At 65.5% G+C, this 16690-nt stretch carries 14 protein-coding genes and 2 pseudogenes; 11 read left to right on the forward strand and 5 right to left on the reverse strand.

The features are described from left to right. Positions 1-82 precede the first annotated feature (82 nt). The 3 genes from QPK27_RS10855 to QPK27_RS10865 are packed head-to-tail and all read left to right on the forward strand — an operon-like array spanning position 83 to position 2499. Positions 83-1279: a hypothetical protein gene (locus tag QPK27_RS10855; protein ID WP_290418249.1), complete on the forward strand. Its 1197-nt coding sequence runs from the start codon at positions 83-85 to the stop codon at positions 1277-1279. Beyond that, positions 1276-1827, forward strand: a complete 552-nt coding sequence (locus QPK27_RS10860; RefSeq protein WP_290418250.1) for a hypothetical protein — start codon at positions 1276-1278, stop codon at positions 1825-1827. Before QPK27_RS10855 ends, QPK27_RS10860 begins: the two co-directional genes overlap by 4 nt. A 48-nt stretch (positions 1828-1875) precedes the next feature. Then, positions 1876-2499 (forward strand): hypothetical protein, encoded by a 624-nt coding sequence (locus QPK27_RS10865; RefSeq protein ID WP_290418251.1) that lies wholly within the window; start codon positions 1876-1878, stop codon positions 2497-2499. Positions 2500-2607: 108 nt separating this feature from the next. Here the strand turns inward: QPK27_RS10865 and QPK27_RS10870 are convergent, their stop codons facing one another. After that, positions 2608-3153 (reverse strand): SRPBCC family protein, encoded by a 546-nt coding sequence (locus QPK27_RS10870; RefSeq protein ID WP_290418252.1) that lies wholly within the window; start codon positions 3151-3153, stop codon positions 2608-2610. 274 nt (positions 3154-3427) lie between these two features. On the opposite strand from QPK27_RS10870, the gene QPK27_RS10875 reads away from it, so the two are divergent. Together QPK27_RS10875 and QPK27_RS10880 are read left to right on the forward strand one after the other, a co-directional pair. Next, positions 3428-3829, forward strand: coding sequence for a GFA family protein (locus QPK27_RS10875; protein ID WP_290418253.1), 402 nt, complete (start codon positions 3428-3430; stop codon positions 3827-3829). A 187-nt stretch (positions 3830-4016) separates the two neighbouring features. Next, a complete protein-coding gene (locus QPK27_RS10880; RefSeq protein ID WP_290418254.1) occupies positions 4017-6329 on the forward strand; it encodes a UvrD-helicase domain-containing protein in 2313 nt (770 codons plus the stop codon). A gap of 173 nt (positions 6330-6502) precedes the next feature. Here the strand turns inward: QPK27_RS10880 and QPK27_RS10885 are convergent, their stop codons facing one another. The 3 genes from QPK27_RS10885 to QPK27_RS10895 all read right to left on the reverse strand — a co-directional run bounded on the left by QPK27_RS10885 (position 6503) and on the right by QPK27_RS10895 (position 8880). Then, a complete protein-coding gene (locus QPK27_RS10885) occupies positions 6503-7288 on the reverse strand; it encodes a BPSS1780 family membrane protein (protein WP_290418255.1) in 786 nt (261 codons plus the stop codon). Beyond that, positions 7285-8268, reverse strand: a complete 984-nt coding sequence (locus QPK27_RS10890; RefSeq protein WP_290418256.1) for a homoserine kinase — start codon at positions 8266-8268, stop codon at positions 7285-7287. Before QPK27_RS10890 ends, QPK27_RS10885 begins: the two co-directional genes overlap by 4 nt. 66 nt (positions 8269-8334) lie before the next feature. Then, positions 8335-8880 carry a hypothetical protein gene (locus QPK27_RS10895; protein WP_290418257.1) on the reverse strand — a complete coding sequence of 182 codons (546 nt, stop codon included), beginning with the start codon at positions 8878-8880 and terminating at the stop codon, positions 8335-8337. Positions 8881-9115: 235 nt separating this feature from the next. Between QPK27_RS10895 and polA the strand changes: the two genes are divergently transcribed. The 4 genes from polA (at position 9116) to QPK27_RS10915 (ending at position 15299) form a co-directional block, all read left to right on the forward strand. Beyond that, positions 9116-11890 carry a DNA polymerase I gene (polA, locus tag QPK27_RS10900; protein WP_290418258.1) on the forward strand — a complete coding sequence of 925 codons (2775 nt, stop codon included), beginning with the start codon at positions 9116-9118 and terminating at the stop codon, positions 11888-11890. A gap of 166 nt (positions 11891-12056) precedes the next feature. Beyond that, positions 12057-13226 carry a hypothetical protein gene (locus QPK27_RS10905; protein WP_290418259.1) on the forward strand — a complete coding sequence of 390 codons (1170 nt, stop codon included), beginning with the start codon at positions 12057-12059 and terminating at the stop codon, positions 13224-13226. Positions 13227-13259: 33 nt separating this feature from the next. Continuing rightward, the gene (locus QPK27_RS10910; RefSeq protein ID WP_290418260.1) at positions 13260-13424 is read left to right on the forward strand and encodes a hypothetical protein; all 165 of its coding nucleotides are present in this window, start codon (positions 13260-13262) and stop codon (positions 13422-13424) included. 396 nt (positions 13425-13820) lie between these two features. Beyond that, on the forward strand, positions 13821-15299 hold the full coding sequence (locus QPK27_RS10915) for a SulP family inorganic anion transporter (RefSeq protein WP_290418261.1): 1479 nt from the start codon (positions 13821-13823) through the stop codon (positions 15297-15299). Between the two features lie 98 nt (positions 15300-15397). Here the strand turns inward: QPK27_RS10915 and QPK27_RS10920 are convergent. Beyond that, positions 15398-15760: pseudogene (locus QPK27_RS10920) on the reverse strand (LysR substrate-binding domain-containing protein); the annotation flags it as partial. Between QPK27_RS10920 and QPK27_RS10925 the strand changes: the two are divergent. Together QPK27_RS10925 and QPK27_RS10930 are read left to right on the forward strand one after the other, a co-directional pair. Further along, positions 15685-16317 (forward strand): annotated as a pseudogene (locus tag QPK27_RS10925) (SDR family NAD(P)-dependent oxidoreductase). The pseudogenes QPK27_RS10920 and QPK27_RS10925 sit on opposite strands and share 76 nt — an antisense overlap. A gap of 70 nt (positions 16318-16387) precedes the next feature. Further along, positions 16388-16651 (forward strand): hypothetical protein, encoded by a 264-nt coding sequence (locus tag QPK27_RS10930; RefSeq protein ID WP_290418262.1) that lies wholly within the window; start codon positions 16388-16390, stop codon positions 16649-16651. Positions 16652-16690 lie beyond the last annotated feature (39 nt).

Below are 16690 nucleotides of genomic sequence, written 5' to 3' on the forward strand. Positions count from 1 at the left end.
GGCAATAGTTTCTGGAATAAAATATCTGTGCAAAGCCGATGCCTTGCGGCGTCTTCCATCCCTGCCTTCGATCCGGACACCCATGCGTCTTCTGCAGTGGCACCATGTTTTCGATTCCTGTACTGATTTAGACCAGCTGCGCGCGCGCTGGGACGAGGTGGCGCAGGAGCACTACCTCAATCCCGGACACGGCACGCCGGAGTACCGCGATGCGCTGCTGTCCTTCCTTGCCACCTCGCCCTTGCCGGCGCCGCTGAAACTGGGCGCCGTGCTCAGCTGCGTCAGCGGCTTCGACTTCGACCTGCGCCTGGCACTCGGCGCCCTGGGTGCGCAGGTCGACGAGGCCGATGTCGAATGGACCGCTCCGTTCGGCATTGAGGCATCGTTGCTCGGCCCCAGCCTGCGGCTCGACACGCAAGACGCGCAAGTCGCCGCATTCGCGCTCGGTCGCCTGACCGGCTTGCGCGATACGCTGCGCCAGGACGGCGCCACGGTGGCCGACTGGGAACCGGTGTTCTGGCACGCCTATCTTGAGCTGGCCTGTCGCTGGGCCGACCTTGATGCGCTCGAGCTGGCTTTGCGGCACGGTGCGAAGGTCAACCAGGCCGGAACGGCCGCGCTGAGGGTACTGGCGGAGGGCGTGCATGTGCATGCGCCTTACTACAATGCGGGCCGCAGCCACGTCGACTATGTGGCCACGCTCGACCGCCTGCTGGCGCTCGGTCTCGATACGGAGAAATTGTCCGAGGTGATGGCCCCGGCTGCAGCGGCAGTCGACAATACCGACATGCTGGAGAGCCTGCGTGCTCGCGGCGCCGATCTTCACGGCGCGGGCGCGCTGACGACAGCCGCATCCAGCGCTGCGCATGGCGCCGTCGAATGGCTGCTCGCCCACGGCGCCGACGTGCATGCCGATGGCGAAGCTGCGCTGGCCGGGGCCGCCGCGGCGCTCGACGATACGCTGGTCGAGACCTTGCTGGCGGCCGGCGCCGACCTGCATGCGGGAGAAGAACTGCCCCTGCGCACCGCCTTCGGCGCGCAGCCGTTCGAGCTGTACAACGGCGAAACGGAATTCGTCTTCGCCCGCGCCGAGCTGGTGCTGGCGCTGTTGCGCCATGGCGCCGATGCGGCGCATCCCGCGGTGGCGCTCGCCTTGCGTGCCGCCGAGGATGGCGAAACCGTGCTGGAAGCCTTGTTGGAACGAGACGATCTGGAGGAAGCGCATCGCGCCGCTTTGATAACACTGGGAGCGGCTGCGTTCGGAGGAGGGCAGGCGTGACAGCGGCGCGCCTGATCGCGGCGGCGCTGGACTTGCCGGTTTTCCTGGTGATGCGCGACAACGGTGAGTCGATCAGTTGGTTTGACGCCGCCTACGTGCCGGTGGCCGTGCACTGGAAGGACGTCCCGGACGACAAGGCGCTGGCGCCTGAAACCGTCGACCTTGTGGTGATGCTTGGCCGCGGATTGCAGCAGGCGCTCGATGTTGCGCTGTATCCGGAGTCGGCCGACCGGACGGTGGTACGCCAGCGGCGGCACGTGGCATGGCTACGGAAAACGCGCATCGTCACCGACTGGCTGGCGCAGACCGGGCCGCAACGGCTGGACGAGGCAACACGCCTCTGGCTGCCGCGCCGGGCGGCGCTGGGACCGCATGCCGATGGCGACCAGCAAGCGAAGCTGGCATGGGAACTGGCGCAGAGCGCGCCGTCACTGGCCGGCCTGCACGAGGCGTTCACGCGCAATGTGGCAAGCGCCATGGAGGCAGAGGCAGACCCGAGTCCCGGCACGTGTGGCTTGCCGTCTCCGTTCGCACCATCTCGACAATAAAATCTGAAAGGTCGCACATTGAGTTCCAACGAAGCACGAAGCCCGTCGATGAACGGCAAGACGTACGAAGGCCTGACACTGCCGGGACTGGCGTCACATATCGCCAGCTCCATTCTCTTGTGGAACAAGGGCCAGGGGATGGGCACGAAGAACGATTGCAAACATGCAATCGGACATAATGTGCGCGCCTATCAGCGGCGCATGATCGCGGAGAAGGTGATCAAGAATATCTGGATCACTGAAGCTGCCAGGCAGCGGGACAAAAGTCAGATCGAACTGGAGCATGCGATCCCGGTCGGATGCCTGATGAATCTGCTGTTTTATAAAATCGTCGGCTCCGACCAAGCGGCGGCGGCCAGGCAGGTCGCAGACCTGATTGAAGAAAGCACGGTATTGGTCTGGGTGACCAAAGCAGAGCATCTCAAGCTGAACGATGCTTACCAGTGCAAGATGCCGGAAGGGTTCGACACGTATCCTTGGGAGGATCCGCTGGCCCGCTACAGGAAGACGGAGGACGTCTCGCAACCAGTGCCGCTTGAGGAAAGTGTGCCGACAAAGGCCTCCGAGAAGAGTAAGCCGGCGGAAGATGATCTTGTGGTGGAAACCGAAGAAGACTTCAAGCCCGCCGAAGAGTCTGCCGATCAGACAGCCAGCAATCCTGGTCCCACGTAAGGTCAAAGAGCTACAGCCTCACGGCATGTAGCTCTTTGACCTGGTTTGACCATTCATGGCGCCGCGCCAGCGCCGCACTGTAGATGGCCGAAGGCCGAGGCCCGTCGATCAGTGCTGATCGATCTTGCCGCGCCAGGCGCCGGTTTCGCTGCCGCGTTTTTCCAGCAGTTCCTTGAAGTTCGACAGGTTCGAACGCGCTTCCATGCGCACCGCGCCCAGGGCGTCGCCGATCGACTCCAGCGCGCCTTCCGGCTCGTAGTCCATCTGCAGCGCGATGCGGGTGACGGTGTCCGAGATCTTGTGGAAGGTGACCACGCCGCCGTTCTTGACGCCGGTGACGCTGCGCCATGCGATGCGGTTGTCGGGGATCTGCTCGGTGATCTCGGCATCCCATTCCTTGTCTTCACCGGCCACGTTGGCTTTCCAGTGCAGGTGCTTGTCGTCCAGCTGGCGGATTTCCTTCACGCTCTTCATGAATTGCGGGAAGTCTTCGAACTGGGTGAACTGGTTGTAGGCGGTGCGCACCGGGACGTTGACTTCGATCGTCTCGACGATCGACGAGCTGGCGCCAAAGCCACGGGTTCCTTTGAGTTTCTTCGACAGCAGCACGCCGCCATAGGCCAGTGCGGCCACGGTGATTACTCGACTCAGCATATTCGTTCTCCTTGGTTGGATGTCGCGCCGCATGCGTGAAAAGCTACCGGCCCGTCCCGTGCATGCGGTTGGTGCGACTCGATCAGTGCTCGATACGACGGGCCCCGCGATCTGTCGCGAATCTGTCATTAAAATAAGCGAAAAGACAATAGGGCGGCGCGCGAAAGGATGGGATTTCCGCACCGCAGCATTAGCGGCCTGAGCGCAACGTTGTGCGGCGTTCCAGGCGATTCCGCAGCGCAATCGACGACGATCGGACGACGGGGAGAACACGATGAAATTGCAGGGAGGATGTTTTTGCGGCGCCGTGCGCTACGAAGCTGAGGCCGAACCTTTCAACAGTACCTTGTGCCATTGCACCGACTGCCGCAAGACCTCGGGCGCGCCGGCGCTGGCCTGGTTCAGCGTCCGCCGCGACGAGCTGCGCTGGATCGGCGCCGAGCCCCGGCTGTTCCGTTCCAGCGCGCACGCCTTGCGCGGCTTTTGTGCGTCGTGCGGCGCCAGCCTGGCTTTCCTCGACGAGGAATGGCCGGACGAGATCGACATCGCCACAGCCAGCCTGGACGATCCGGAACAAGTGCCGCCGCGCGACCATACCTTCGTGCACAGTCGCCTGAGCTGGATGAACCTGCGCGATGGCTTGCCCGAATACCGGCGCACGCGAACGGAAGGGTAGATTGTCCTCGGCGGCCGTGCGCTGCAGTCGCGCCTGAATGCGCTGGAAGCAGCGTGAAGTTGCCTGCAGCGCCGACTTCGCCGACAACCCGGCTTGAGATCGTTGTGTCTGACGCTGCGTTGTAACGGCGCGGCACGGCTGGCGGAACTGGATGGGCATACAGTAGGCCCGGCGGTATAATGGCCGGATGCAGAATCTCCTCCATAACCTCAATCCCGAACAGCTCGCCGCCGTCACCCTGCCGTCGCAGAGCGCCCTGATCCTGGCCGGCGCCGGTTCCGGCAAGACGCGCGTGCTGACCACGCGCATTGCCTGGCTGATCCAGACCAACCAGGTGTCGCCCGCCGGCATCATGGCGGTGACGTTCACGAACAAGGCGGCCAAGGAGATGCTGACCCGTTTGTCGGCCATGCTGCCGGTGAATACGCGCGGCATGTGGATCGGCACTTTCCACGGCCTGTGCAACCGCCTGTTGCGCACCCACTACCGCGACGCCGCGCTGCCGCAGACGTTCCAGATCCTCGATTCGCAAGACCAGATCTCGCTGATCAAGCGCATGCTCAAGGCGCACAACGTCGACGATGAAAAATATCCGGCCAAGAACCTGATGTATTTCATCAATAACGCCAAGGACCAGGGCATGCGCGCGTCGCAGCTCGAGGCGCACGACCCGATCGAGCGCCGCATGGTCGAGCTGTACGAACTGTACGACCAGCAATGCCAGCGCGAAGGCGTGGTCGACTTCGCCGAGCTGCTGCTGCGCTCGTACGAACTGCTGGCGCGCAACGCGCCGCTGCGCCACCATTACCAGATGCGCTTCCGCCACATCCTGGTCGACGAGTTCCAGGATACCAATGACCTGCAATACAACCTGCTGAAGCTGCTGGCGGGGCAGGGCGAGCAAGGCGGCGCCATCTTCGCGGTGGGCGACGACGACCAGAGCATCTACGCCTTCCGCGGCGCCAACGTCGGCAATATGTCGGCCTTCGAGCGCGACTACCAGGTCAAGAACCTGATCAAGCTGGAGCAGAACTACCGCTCGCACGGCCACATCCTGGACAGCGCCAACGTGCTGATCTCGAACAACGCCAAGCGCCTGGGCAAGAACCTGCGCACCGACGCCGGCCAGGGCGAGCAGGTGCGGGTCTACGAAGCCTCGTCCGACCTGGAAGAAGCGCAGTGGATCATCGAAGAGGCAAAGAGCCTGATCAAGGACGGTTTTACGCGCAATGAAATCGCGATCCTGTACCGCTCGAATGCCCAGAGCCGGGTGATCGAGCACGCGCTGTTCGCGGCCGGCCTGCCGTACACCGTGTACGGCGGCCTGCGCTACTTCCAGCGCGCCGAGGTCAAGCACGCGATCGCCTACCTGCAGCTGATGGACAATCCGCACAACGATTCGGCTTTCCTGCGCGTGGTGAACTTCCCGACGCGCGGCATCGGCGTGCGCACCATCGAGCAGTTGCAGATGGCGGCCGACAGCTACGGCATCTCGCTGTACGCGGCGGTGCCCTACATGAGCGGCAAGGCCGGCAGCGCACTGGGCGGTTTCGTGAAACTGATCGAAAGCGCGCGCTTCGAGACCCAGCAACTGCCGCTGCCGGAACTGGTGCGCGTGGTGCTCGAACGCAGTACGCTGCTGAGCCACTACGCCAACGAAAAGGAAGGCGCCGACCGCATCGAGAACCTGGAGCAGATGGTCAACGCCGCGACCCAGTTCGTGCAGGAAGAAGGCTTCGGCACCCAGGCCCCGGCCCATCTCGGACCGCCGGCCCTGCCGCAGGCCGGCGAAGCGCTGGTCGATGCCGACGGCATCGAGGTGCTGGACGGCGGCGCGCCGCTGCCGTCGGTGATGTCGCCGCTGTCGGCCTTCCTGTCGCATGCTTCGCTGGAAGCGGGCGACGCCCAGGCGCAAGCCGGGCAGGAAGCGCTGCAACTGATGACGGTGCACTCGGCCAAGGGCCTGGAATTCGACGCCGTGTTCATCACCGGGCTGGAAGAAGGCTTGTTCCCGCACGAAAGCAGCTCGCGCGAACTCGATGGCGTGGACGAAGAGCGGCGCCTGATGTACGTGGCGATCACGCGCGCGCGGCGCCGCCTGTACATGAGCTTTACCCAGCAGCGCATGCTGCACGGCCAGACCCGCTTCAACATGAAGTCGCGCTTCTTCGACGAGTTGCCGGAAGAGTCGCTCAAGTGGCTGTCGCCGCGCGTGCAAGGCAACTGGTTCGCCGGCCGCAAGTCGACCACGGCCTGGGACGACGCCACATTCCGTGAAGGCGGCAGCGACAACAAGATCGCGCAGCAGATCACGGCCAAGTCGGGCGGCGGCAGCGGCTGGCGCGTGGGCGAGTCGGTGTCGCACGCCAAGTTCGGCGAAGGCGTGATCGTGAATATCGAAGGCGGGGCGGGCGCGGCGCGCGCGCAGATCAATTTCGGCGCGGCGGGGATGAAGGTGCTGGATCTGTCGATCGCGAAGCTGGAGCGGATCGGGCGCTAAATAATTATTCGCCACCCTAAAAACCGTCATTCCCGCGCAGGCGGGAATCCAAGTCCTGTGCGCTGCCACTTCGGCCTGCTTAAGTGGTGCGCGTAGAAACTTGGATTCCCGCCTGCGCGGGAAGTCATTGCGACCAATGGAAGCAATGACGGTCTCTAGGGTAACTTACTTGTCTACTTATCGAGATTAACCTTGCCCTCCGACGCCACCGCATCCTGCGGCTTGCCGAAAATCTCCCGATATCCCACATACATCGAGCACTGCAGCAACAGTACGAACAGGAAGATCAGCCACATGATCGCCACCCGCGCGATGCTGCTGCCGCCCAGCAGCATGGTCAGCACGAAGCAGATTGCGAAGAACAGCCCGAACCACGCCAGCAGCAGCACCAGAAACACGCGGGCACTGCGCACCACGGCGAAGAAGCTGTAGAACACCGCCTTGAACGGCGGCATCTTCTGCCAGTGGGTCAGCGGCGGTGCGAAGCACAGCGCGATCAGCGTCAGCACGTTCAGCGCGATGAACACGAACAGGGCCAGGATGTCCGATCCCTGCACCTGGGCCGGAGTGCCGGTCTGGCTCTGGGCCGCGACCTGCTCCCAGAACTGTTCGCTGATCACGAAGCGCGCGATCACGGTCAGCACCAGCGACACGCCCAGGTAGATCACCCCGATCTTGCACAGCTGCGGCAGCAGCGGCTTGCGAAAGCCGGTCAGGGCCACCGCCGGCGTCACGCGCTGGCCGCTGTCGATCATCAGGCAGGCCTGCATGAAGGCCATCGAGAACGATGGGATCAGGACCACCGCAATCATCGCGCCCAGCAGCGGCACCGAGCTGATCAGGATGCTGAACAGGATATTGGCGAACAGCAGCGTGGTGAGCGCCGCCGGTTGTTGGCGGAACAGGCGGGCGCCGCCCTTGAGCCAGGTCCAGCCGGTCATTGCAGGCAGAGTGTTCATACAGGAGCAGATGCAGTTGCAGACGACGGGAGCGGCGGCGCCGGATGGGCGATGCGCTCGCGCAGGATGCGTTCGAAATGGGTCGGGTCGTGCGGCGTGAGCAGCTCGGCCGCGCGCGGAAGATGCAGGTCGTACAGGCGCGACAGCCAGAAGCGCAGCGCCCCGGCGCGCAGCAGCGGCTGCCAGGCTTCGGCTTCGGTCGCCGTGAATGGCCGCACCGCGTGGTAGGCGTCGAGCAGGGCGCGCACGCGCGCCGGATCGAGCTCGCCGCTCGCCAGGTCGATGCACCAGTCGTTGACGGTGACGGCGACGTCGTACAGCCAGGTGTCGACGCCGGCGAAATAGAAGTCGAAGCAGCCGCTCAGGCGCTCGCCCTCGAACATCACGTTATTGCGGAACAGGTCGGCGTGCACCGGGCCGCGCGGCAATTGCGCGTAGCTTGCCTGGCCGGCGACATCGCGCTGGAAGGCGACTTCGCTGACGAGCAAGCTTGCTTCGTCCTGGTTCAGGAACGGCAGCACGGCAGGCGCGGTATCCACCCACCAGTCGAGGCCGCGCAGGTTCGGCTGCTGCAGACTGAAATCCTGCGCCGCCAGGTGCATGCGCGCCAGCATGCAGCCGACTTCGGCGCAGTGCACCGGTTGCGGATCGAGCTGGGAAGCGCCACTAAGGCGGCTGACGATGATGGCCGGCTTGCCGTGCAGCAGCACCACCAGTTCGCCATCCCGGTTGGCGACCGGCGCCGGCACCGGGATGCCGCGCGCGGCCAGGTGCGCCATCAGGCCGACGTAGAACGGCAGCTGCTCGAAGCGCAAGTTTTCGAAGATGGTCAGTACATACTGGCCGGTCTCAGTTGTCAGGAAAAAATTGCTGTTGTCGATGCCGGAGGAAATGCCTTCGAGCCCGACGGCCTGGCCGAGCGGGAACTGCTTGATCCACTGGTGAAGGTCATCCAGCGAGACCGCGGTAAAAACTGCCATGTGCTAGCAAAAAAGGTGTTGGGATCGGGTGCGCCGCGCGCCGTGGGGGCAGGCGCGGCGGCACGCTCATTGTTTGGTGGTTGGCTCCAGCGCCGGCGGCGGCGGCGCGTCGGCGCGGCCCGGCACGCCCGGACGCGCCGGGGCCGGGTTGACCGTTTCCGCGGCTTCCTGTTTCTTGGGATTGCCGAAATCAAATTCCATGACCTGCCATTGCGGGGCGCGGATGCCGCTGCTCTGGGCGTCGCCCGGCTGGGCATTCCCGGCCGCAACGTTGGGTTTCATGATGTAGCGGCTCGGGCCGCTCTGCACTTCGACTTCGGTGACCTGGCCGTCGTTGGCGCGCTTTTCGGTGATGCGGGTGCGCGGACGCGGCTCGATGGTGGTGGCCGGCACGTCGCTGCCCGGCTCGATGCGCTCGAGCTGCGGCGGTTCCTGCAGCGAACGCCCCTGTTGCTGCGCCGGCCGGGCTTGCGGCTGAGTTGCCGCTGCAGCCGGCTGCGCGCGCTGCGTCGGCGTCTGCTGTTGCGTCGCCGTCTGCTGGGCCGCGGCGAAGCCGGCATGGGCAAACAGGCACAGTGTCAGGAGGGCGAGGCGGGGAGTCGTGCGCAGCATGTTAATCACCTAATGTCGTTTAGTCCATTGTAGCAAACAGCGCAGCTGACCTGTGAAATGAGTTGGCCGGGCGCCTGCGCCGAAAACGGGGATCGGGCCGCGGCCCTGACGTGCTTCCCCTCATCCGGATTCTGCGATAATGATGGCTACTCCGGCGCGCGGTTTCCGCCACCCGGCGTTGCATTCCGACGCTACCCTCCGCGCCCCTCAATGCCCGACCCTGAATTCGCCCCATATGGACAATACCCTGCTGCTCGTTGACGGTTCCAGTTATCTCTATCGCGCCTTCCACGCGCTGCCCGACCTGCGCAGCCCGGACGGCTTCCCGACCGGCGCCATGCACGGCATGGTCAACATGCTGCGCCGCCTGCGCGCCGACTTCCCGGCCGCCTACATCGCCTGCGTGTTCGACGCCAAGGGCAAGACCTTCCGCGACGACCTGTATCCCGAATACAAGGCCACGCGCGCGTCGATGCCGGAAGACCTGGGCAAGCAGATCGAACCGATCCACGAAGTGGTGCGCCTGATGGGCTGGCCGATCCTGATGGTCGAAGGCGTCGAAGCCGACGACGTGATCGGCACCCTGGCGGTGCAGGCCACCCAGCGCGGCATGAAGACCGTGGTCTCGACCGGCGACAAGGATCTGGCGCAGCTGGTCAACGACAAGGTCATGCTGATCAATACCATGACCAACGAGCGCATGGATGAAGCCGGCGTGCTGGCCAAGTTCGGCGTGCCGCCAAACCGCATCATCGACTACCTGACCCTGGTCGGCGACACCGTCGACAACGTGCCGGGCGTGGCCAAGTGCGGCCCCAAGACCGCGGTCAAGTGGCTCAGCCTGCACGGCTCGCTCGATGGCGTGATCGAGAATGCGGCCAGCATCGGCGGCGCCGTCGGCGCCAACCTGCAGGCGGCGCTGGAGTGGCTGCCCAAGGGCCGCGAACTGATCACCGTGAAGACCGACTGCGACCTGGTCAAGCACGTGGTCTCGTTCGAGGAAACCCTGGTCGGCCGTCCCGAGGACGCCGAAGGCCTGCGCGACTTCTTCCAGCGCTACGGCTTCAAGACCATGCTGCGCGACCTGGGCGGCGCCCGCCCGAACGACGGCAGCGTGCGTCCGGCCGCCGGCAGCGCGCCGGGTGGCGGCCCATTGAATTCCCCCGAAGGTGCGCAGGGCACGCTGGCCGGCATGCCGGTCATCAAGGGCGAATACGAGACCATCCTCACCGACGAACAGCTGGACAGATGGCTGGCGCTGATCGACGCCGCGCCACTGACCTCGGTCGACACCGAAACCACCTCGCTCGACCCGATGACGGCCGAAATGGTCGGCATCTCGCTGTCGGTGGAAGCGGGCAAGGGCGCCTACATCCCGGTGGCGCACCGCTACGCCGGCGCGCCCGATCAACTCTCGCGCGAGCACGTGCTGGAGAAAATGCGGCCATGGCTGGAAAACCCGGCCAAGCCGAAGCTGGGCCAGAACCTGAAGTACGACATGCACATCTTCGCCAACCATGGCGTGACCCTGAAAGGCATCGTGCACGACACGCTGCTGCAGTCGTACGTGTTCGAGTCGCACAAGCCGCACGACATGGACACGATGGCGATGCGCCACCTGGGCTACACCACGATTCCCTACGTCGACGTGTGCGGCAAGGGCGCCAAGCAGATCTGCTTCGACCAGGTCGAACTGGCGCGCGCCACCGAATACGCGGGCGAAGACTCCGACATCACCCTGCGCCTGCACCAGACCATGCTGCCGCACGTCGAAGAAAACGCGGGCCTGACGCGCATCTACCGCGAGATCGAGATGCCGACCATGGAAGTGCTGCACAAGATCGAGCGCAACGGCGTCCTGATCGACAGCGCGCTGCTGGACGTGCAGTCGGGAGAACTGGGCAAGCGCATGATGGAGCTGGAACAGCAGGCCTATGAAGCGGCCGGCGGCCCGTTCAACCTCGGCTCGCCCAAGCAGATCGGCGAGATCTTCTTCACCAAGCTGGGTCTCCCGGTGATCAAGAAGACCGCCACCGGCGCGCCGTCCACCGACGAAGAGGTGTTGCAGAAGCTGGCCGAAGACTATCCGCTGCCGAAACTCCTGCTCGAGCACCGCGGCATGTCCAAGCTGAAGTCGACCTACACCGACAAGCTGCCGAAGATGGTCAACCCGAACACCGGCCGCGTGCACACCAATTATGCGCAGGCGGTGGCGATCACCGGCCGCCTGTCGTCGAACGAGCCGAACCTGCAGAACATCCCGGTGCGCAACGCCGAAGGGCGCCGCATCCGCGAAGCCTTCATCGCGCCGCCGGGCAGCATGATCGTCTCTGCCGACTACTCGCAGATCGAGCTGCGCATCATGGCGCACATCTCGGGCGACGCCGCGATGCTGAAAGCCTTCGCCGAGGGCGAGGACATCCACCGCGCCACCGCCGCCGAAATTTTCGGCATCCCGGGCGACGAAGTGCAGAGCGAGCAGCGGCGCTACGCCAAGGTGATCAACTTCGGCCTGATCTACGGCATGAGCGCCTTCGGCCTGGCCCAGAACCTGGGCATCGAGCGCGGCGCCGCCAGCAACTACATCGAGCGCTACTTCGCGCGCTTCTCGGGCGTCAAACAATACATGGACGAGACGCGCCTGCAAGCCAAGGCGCGCGGCTACGTCGAGACCGTGTTCGGCCGCCGCCTGTGGCTGCCCGAGATCAATTCCCCGAACGGCCCGCGCCGCGCCGGCGCCGAGCGCGCCGCGATCAATGCGCCGATGCAGGGCACGGCGGCGGACCTGATCAAGCTGGCGATGATCGCGGTGCAGGGCTGGATCGAGAGCGAAAAGCTGGGCACGCGCATGATCATGCAGGTGCACGACGAACTGGTGCTCGAAGTGCCGGACGCCGAACTGGAACTGGTGCGCGTCAAGCTGCCGGAACTGATGGCGGGCGTGGCCAGGCTGAACGTGCCGCTGCTGGCGGAGACCGGCGTGGGCAAGAACTGGGAAGAGGCGCACTGAGGCTGCACCCATCATGGTGACAATGCGCGCATAACTCCCTCGACCGCGTCTGCTACTCTTTCCCGGTCATCCTCGATCGGAAACCAGAGTGCTCGATTCAATGCAGCTGCGGGTCTTGTTCATGTGCGCAGTCATCGGCTGTGCCCAGGCCATGGCCGCCCCAGTGGTGTCCCAACCACTCGTCGTGCGCACCCAGGCGCAGTGGCAGGCGCTGCTCGCTTCAAATCGTGCAACCCCGCTCGATGCGCTGACGCCCTATGGCAAACAGGTCGTCACCGAGATGCTGTCCGCGTCGTTCCGCGAGGATGGCTTGCCCAGCCTGCCGAGCGGGATCCTGGTGCGTGAGCTGAACCGCGAAGAATTGCGCGCCGTGCTGGTCTTTCTCGACAGCGAAGCGTACTTCCCCATGCTCGAGCGCCAGCTGGTCGGCGCGCCGCTGCGCATGCCGCCTTCCGATGCCGTCGCGCGCGACTGGCGGCAGCTGGAGAACGCGCTCAGGTCCGCCGATCCATCGCCGCAATCTGCAAGCGCTACAACGCTGGCCTCGGACAAATCCATCGATACTTACCTGGCCCTGTTCGGCGACAGGATGCGCGAACAGCGCCTGCGCGCGCAGCCGCCGGGCGACTTGCTGCTGCTGTTCAACGCCGCCGCGTTCACCAATCTGGTCAATCCCGGCTCGCCGGCGTTCGCGCACCTGCTGCGCGTGCACCGCGAACTCGCGCGGCGTGGCGTCGATACCCGCCGCACGCTCGATGATACGGTGTTGCACGCCCTGATCGCGGCGCGCGAGTTCGGGCAGGCGCGCGCCTTCATCGCCCCCCATTCGCACCTGGCCCCGAACGCGGTGCCGCAGGTGGTCGATACGCTGGGCGCCGCATTCGCCGGCTGCAGCGTGTTCGACTACGACCGCGCCAGCCACACGCTCACGCGCAAGGATCTGCCAGTCGCCGCCGGCACCGAACTGGTGATGGTGGTCGACGTGCACTGCCAGCCTTCGCGCCGCGCGCTGGAGGCGCTACGCAACGATGCCGCCCTGCGCGCGCGACTGCAGCAGGCCGGGCTGACTATCACCGTCCCGCCCGCAGCGCCGATCCCGTTCGGACTTGTCGCCGACTGGAACGCGGCCAATCCGGCGCTGCCCATGCATATCCCGTTCAGCCATCGCGAATGGGCCAGCGTCAACGTGCGCAGCGTCCCGATGTTCTTCCTGTTGAAGAACGGGCGCGTGGTCGATGAAGTGAGGGGCTGGCCGCCGGAAGGCAATGCGAACGCGCTGCGCGCGCTATTGGACGCCTACCCGGTCGTGCGCGAACATGCTCAGCGGCGGCATTGATATCATTTTGGTTGATAAGGATGGAGCAGGGACATGAAACATTTTTTGAGCACGGCGCTCGGCACCGCGACAGGCACCCTGATCTATACAGGCTTGCTCAGTAGTGCGCAGCAACCCGAGTGGGGGCGCGCGCTTGCCGTCGGCATCGTGTGCGGTCTCGGTTCGCTTGCCTGGTCGCGCAAGAAGAAAACGGCCTGAGAGGCGTGTCATGGCTTCGCGATACCTGAAGGCGCGACACTGGCGCCTTGACGCAGCGCCTTGTTGCACTGCAAAATACCGGCCATGATCGCACCGCGCCCAATGTGCCAGCCACCAGTTCACGCTCCCGTCAGCGTGGAATGGGCGCGCTTTGTCCAGAACATCCTGGAAGCGGTATCTTTCCCTGGCTCCGAACTGCCTCGCGGGTATTTTTGCTCGGTTACCCCGCCCTGATCCTTCCCGTTCCCCGCTGACCATCATGGCTGGATGTCGTCGATGCGACACCGGCTTTCTTGCGTCGGCTCGTCGCCGGCAGCGCCGCCTGGCGCCGCCCGGATCGCTCATCCATTTGCATTCTGCCCGTCGATCGCCGGATCCGGGCCGGGAAGGACCCCTATGTCTCTACAAACAATTCGCCAGGAGTGGCTCTCGAATATCCGCAACGATCTGCTGGCGGGCCTGGTGGTCGCGCTGGCCCTGATCCCGGAAGCCATCGCCTTTTCCATCATCGCCGGCGTCGACCCCAAGGTCGGCCTGTACGCCTCGTTTTCCATCGCCACGCTGATCGCCTTCGTCGGCGGCCGGCCGGGCATGATCTCGGCCGCCACCGGCGCGATGGCGCTGGTCATGGTCAGTCTGGTCAAGGAGCACGGCCTGGACTACCTGCTGGCCGCCACCATCCTGGCCGGCGTGCTGCAGGTTGCCGCGGGCTGGGTCGGCCTGGGCCGACTGATGCGCTTTGTCTCGCGCTCGGTGGTCACGGGCTTCGTCAATGCGCTGGCGATCCTGATCTTCCTGGCCCAGCTGCCGGAACTGACGGGCGTGACGTGGCACGTGTATGCGATCACCGCGGCCGGCCTGGCCATCATCTACGGCCTGCCGCGCCTGACGCGCGCCGTGCCTTCGCCGCTGGTGGCGATCGTGGTGCTGACCGCGGCGTCGATCGCGCTCGGGCTGGACGTGCGCACCGTGGGCGACATGGGCCAACTGCCGGACAGCCTGCCGTCGTTCCTGCTGCCCGACGTGCCGTTCAACCTCGACACCCTGGCGACGATCCTGCCGTATTCGGTCACGCTGATGGTCGTCGGCCTGCTCGAATCGCTGATGACGGCCACCATCGTCGACGACCTGACCGATACTCCCAGCGACAAGAACCGCGAATGCGTCGGCCAGGGCCTGGCCAACATCGCCACCGGTTTCATCGGCGGCATGGCGGGCTGCGCGATGATCGGCCAGTCCGTGATCAGCGTGAAGTCGGGAGGGCAAGGACGCCTGTCGACGCTGACGTCCGGTGTGGTGCTGCTGGTACTGGTGGTGTTCTTGGGCGAATGGGTGCAGCGCATCCCGATGGCTGCACTGGTGGCGGTCATGATCATGGTGTCGATCGGCACCTTCAGCTGGACTTCGCTGCGCGACCTGCGCGCCAATCCGGTCAGCTCGAGCGTGGTGATGCTGGCCACCGTCGTCGTTACGGTCGCCACCCACGACCTGGCCAAGGGCGTGCTCACCGGGGTGCTGCTGTCGGGCGTGTTCTTCGCCCAGAAGGTCGGCCGCATGCTGTCGGTAAGCGTGCACGACGGGGAGGACGGCCGCGTGCGCCGCTACCGGGTCGCCGGCCAGGTATTCTTTGCCTCGGCCGACCAGTTGTTCCACGCGTTCGACTACGGCGGCGTGCCGCAGCACGTGCACATCGATGTCAGCCACGCCCACTTCTGGGACATCACCGCGGTCGGCGCCCTGGACAAAGTGGTGTTCAAGCTGCGCCGCGCCGGCGCGACGGTCGAGGTGCATGGCCTGAACGAAGCCAGCGCCATGATGATCGACCGCTTCGCCGTGCACGACAAGGAGGGGGGCGTGCTCGCGCCCGGGCACTGAGCGCCCGCCGTTCCTTGGCGCTGTCTAGGTGCTGCCTTGCGGCGCCAGCCGCACAGCGCGCGCAGCGCCGGCGACATCTGGCGCGCGCTCGGGTAGTACAGGAAGAAGCCGTCGAACGGCGCGCACCAGTCGTCCAGCACGCGCACCAGGCGTCCGGCCGCCAGGTGCTCCGTCACCGCCGCTTCGATCACGTACGCCAGCCCGGCGCCGGCCAGCGCCGCCTTGACCAGCAGGTCGTGGTTGTCGAGCACCAGCGGCCCGCTTGTCGCGATATTGAGCACGCGCGCGTCGCGCTCGAATTCCCATTTGTACAGCGTGCGGCTGCCGCTGGCGCGGTAGCCGATGCAGGCGTGTGCGTGCAGGTCTTCGGGCGTGACGAGCGGCGCTGGGTTGCTGGCGAAATAGGCGGGCGAACCGACCACGATCGAGCGCAACCGGTCAGTCACGCGCACCGCGACCATGTCCTGGTCCAGGCTTTCGCCAAGGCGGATGCCGCCACGGCCGCCTCGACATCGCCTTCAACAACGCTGGCGTCGAAGGCAAGTTCGCACCGATCGGCGAGTTGGACGAAGCAGACTTCGATGCCGTGGTGGCCACCAACCTGAAAGGCGCCCGGCTGTGCCTCAAATACTAAGTCGCGGCGATGCGCGCGGGCGGGCAGGGCGGGGCCATCGTCAACACTTCGTCCTGGCTGGCCAGGAGGCCGGTGGCGGGAGCGTCGGCCTACGCCGCCAGCAAAGCCGGCATCGACGCCATGATGCAGTCGGTGGCGCTGGAGGCGGGTCCGGAAGGCATCCGCATCAACAACGTCTACCCGGGCGTCATCGACACGCCGATGTTCTACCGCCTGGGCGACGAGCAGGCGCTGGCGCGCTTTGCCGCCGTCACGCCGCTGGGTCGCGCCGGCCAGCCGGCCGATGTCGGCGACGTCGCGGTGTGGCTCTCTTGCGACGAAGCGCGTTTCGTCACGGGGCAGAGCCTGATGGTGGATGGCGGATATACCCTCGCCGGCGCGTGAGCGCAGCGCAGGCGGCTTGCGAGCGGACAGGGGCATGGCGCCGATCGCGGCGCCGGATTAAGATGGGCGCATGAGCCATTTCTTCGCACGACTGTGCGTCATCGTCGGCACCGCCCTGTACGTCATCGCGGCGCTGATCGCGCTGGTGTACCTGCCCGGCGTCGTGCTCTTTTTCCGAGCGCCCCCGCTTGCGGCGCTGCTGATGACGCTGCTGATGGCTGCGCCGCCGCTGGTCGTGGGCACGATACTACGGCGGGCTGGGCGCGCGGCGCCGCGTCCCTGGTACCGCGTGAAGGAAGGCAGGCTGGCCAGGCTCGATGCAGGCAGCGATTGAGGCGAGCAGCCGTCCGTCGCCGCGCACATTCCCCTGCCT

Origin of the sequence: Massilia sp. YIM B02443 (assembly GCF_030411955.1) — a bacterium.
GTDB lineage: Bacteria > Pseudomonadota > Gammaproteobacteria > Burkholderiales > Burkholderiaceae_D > Telluria.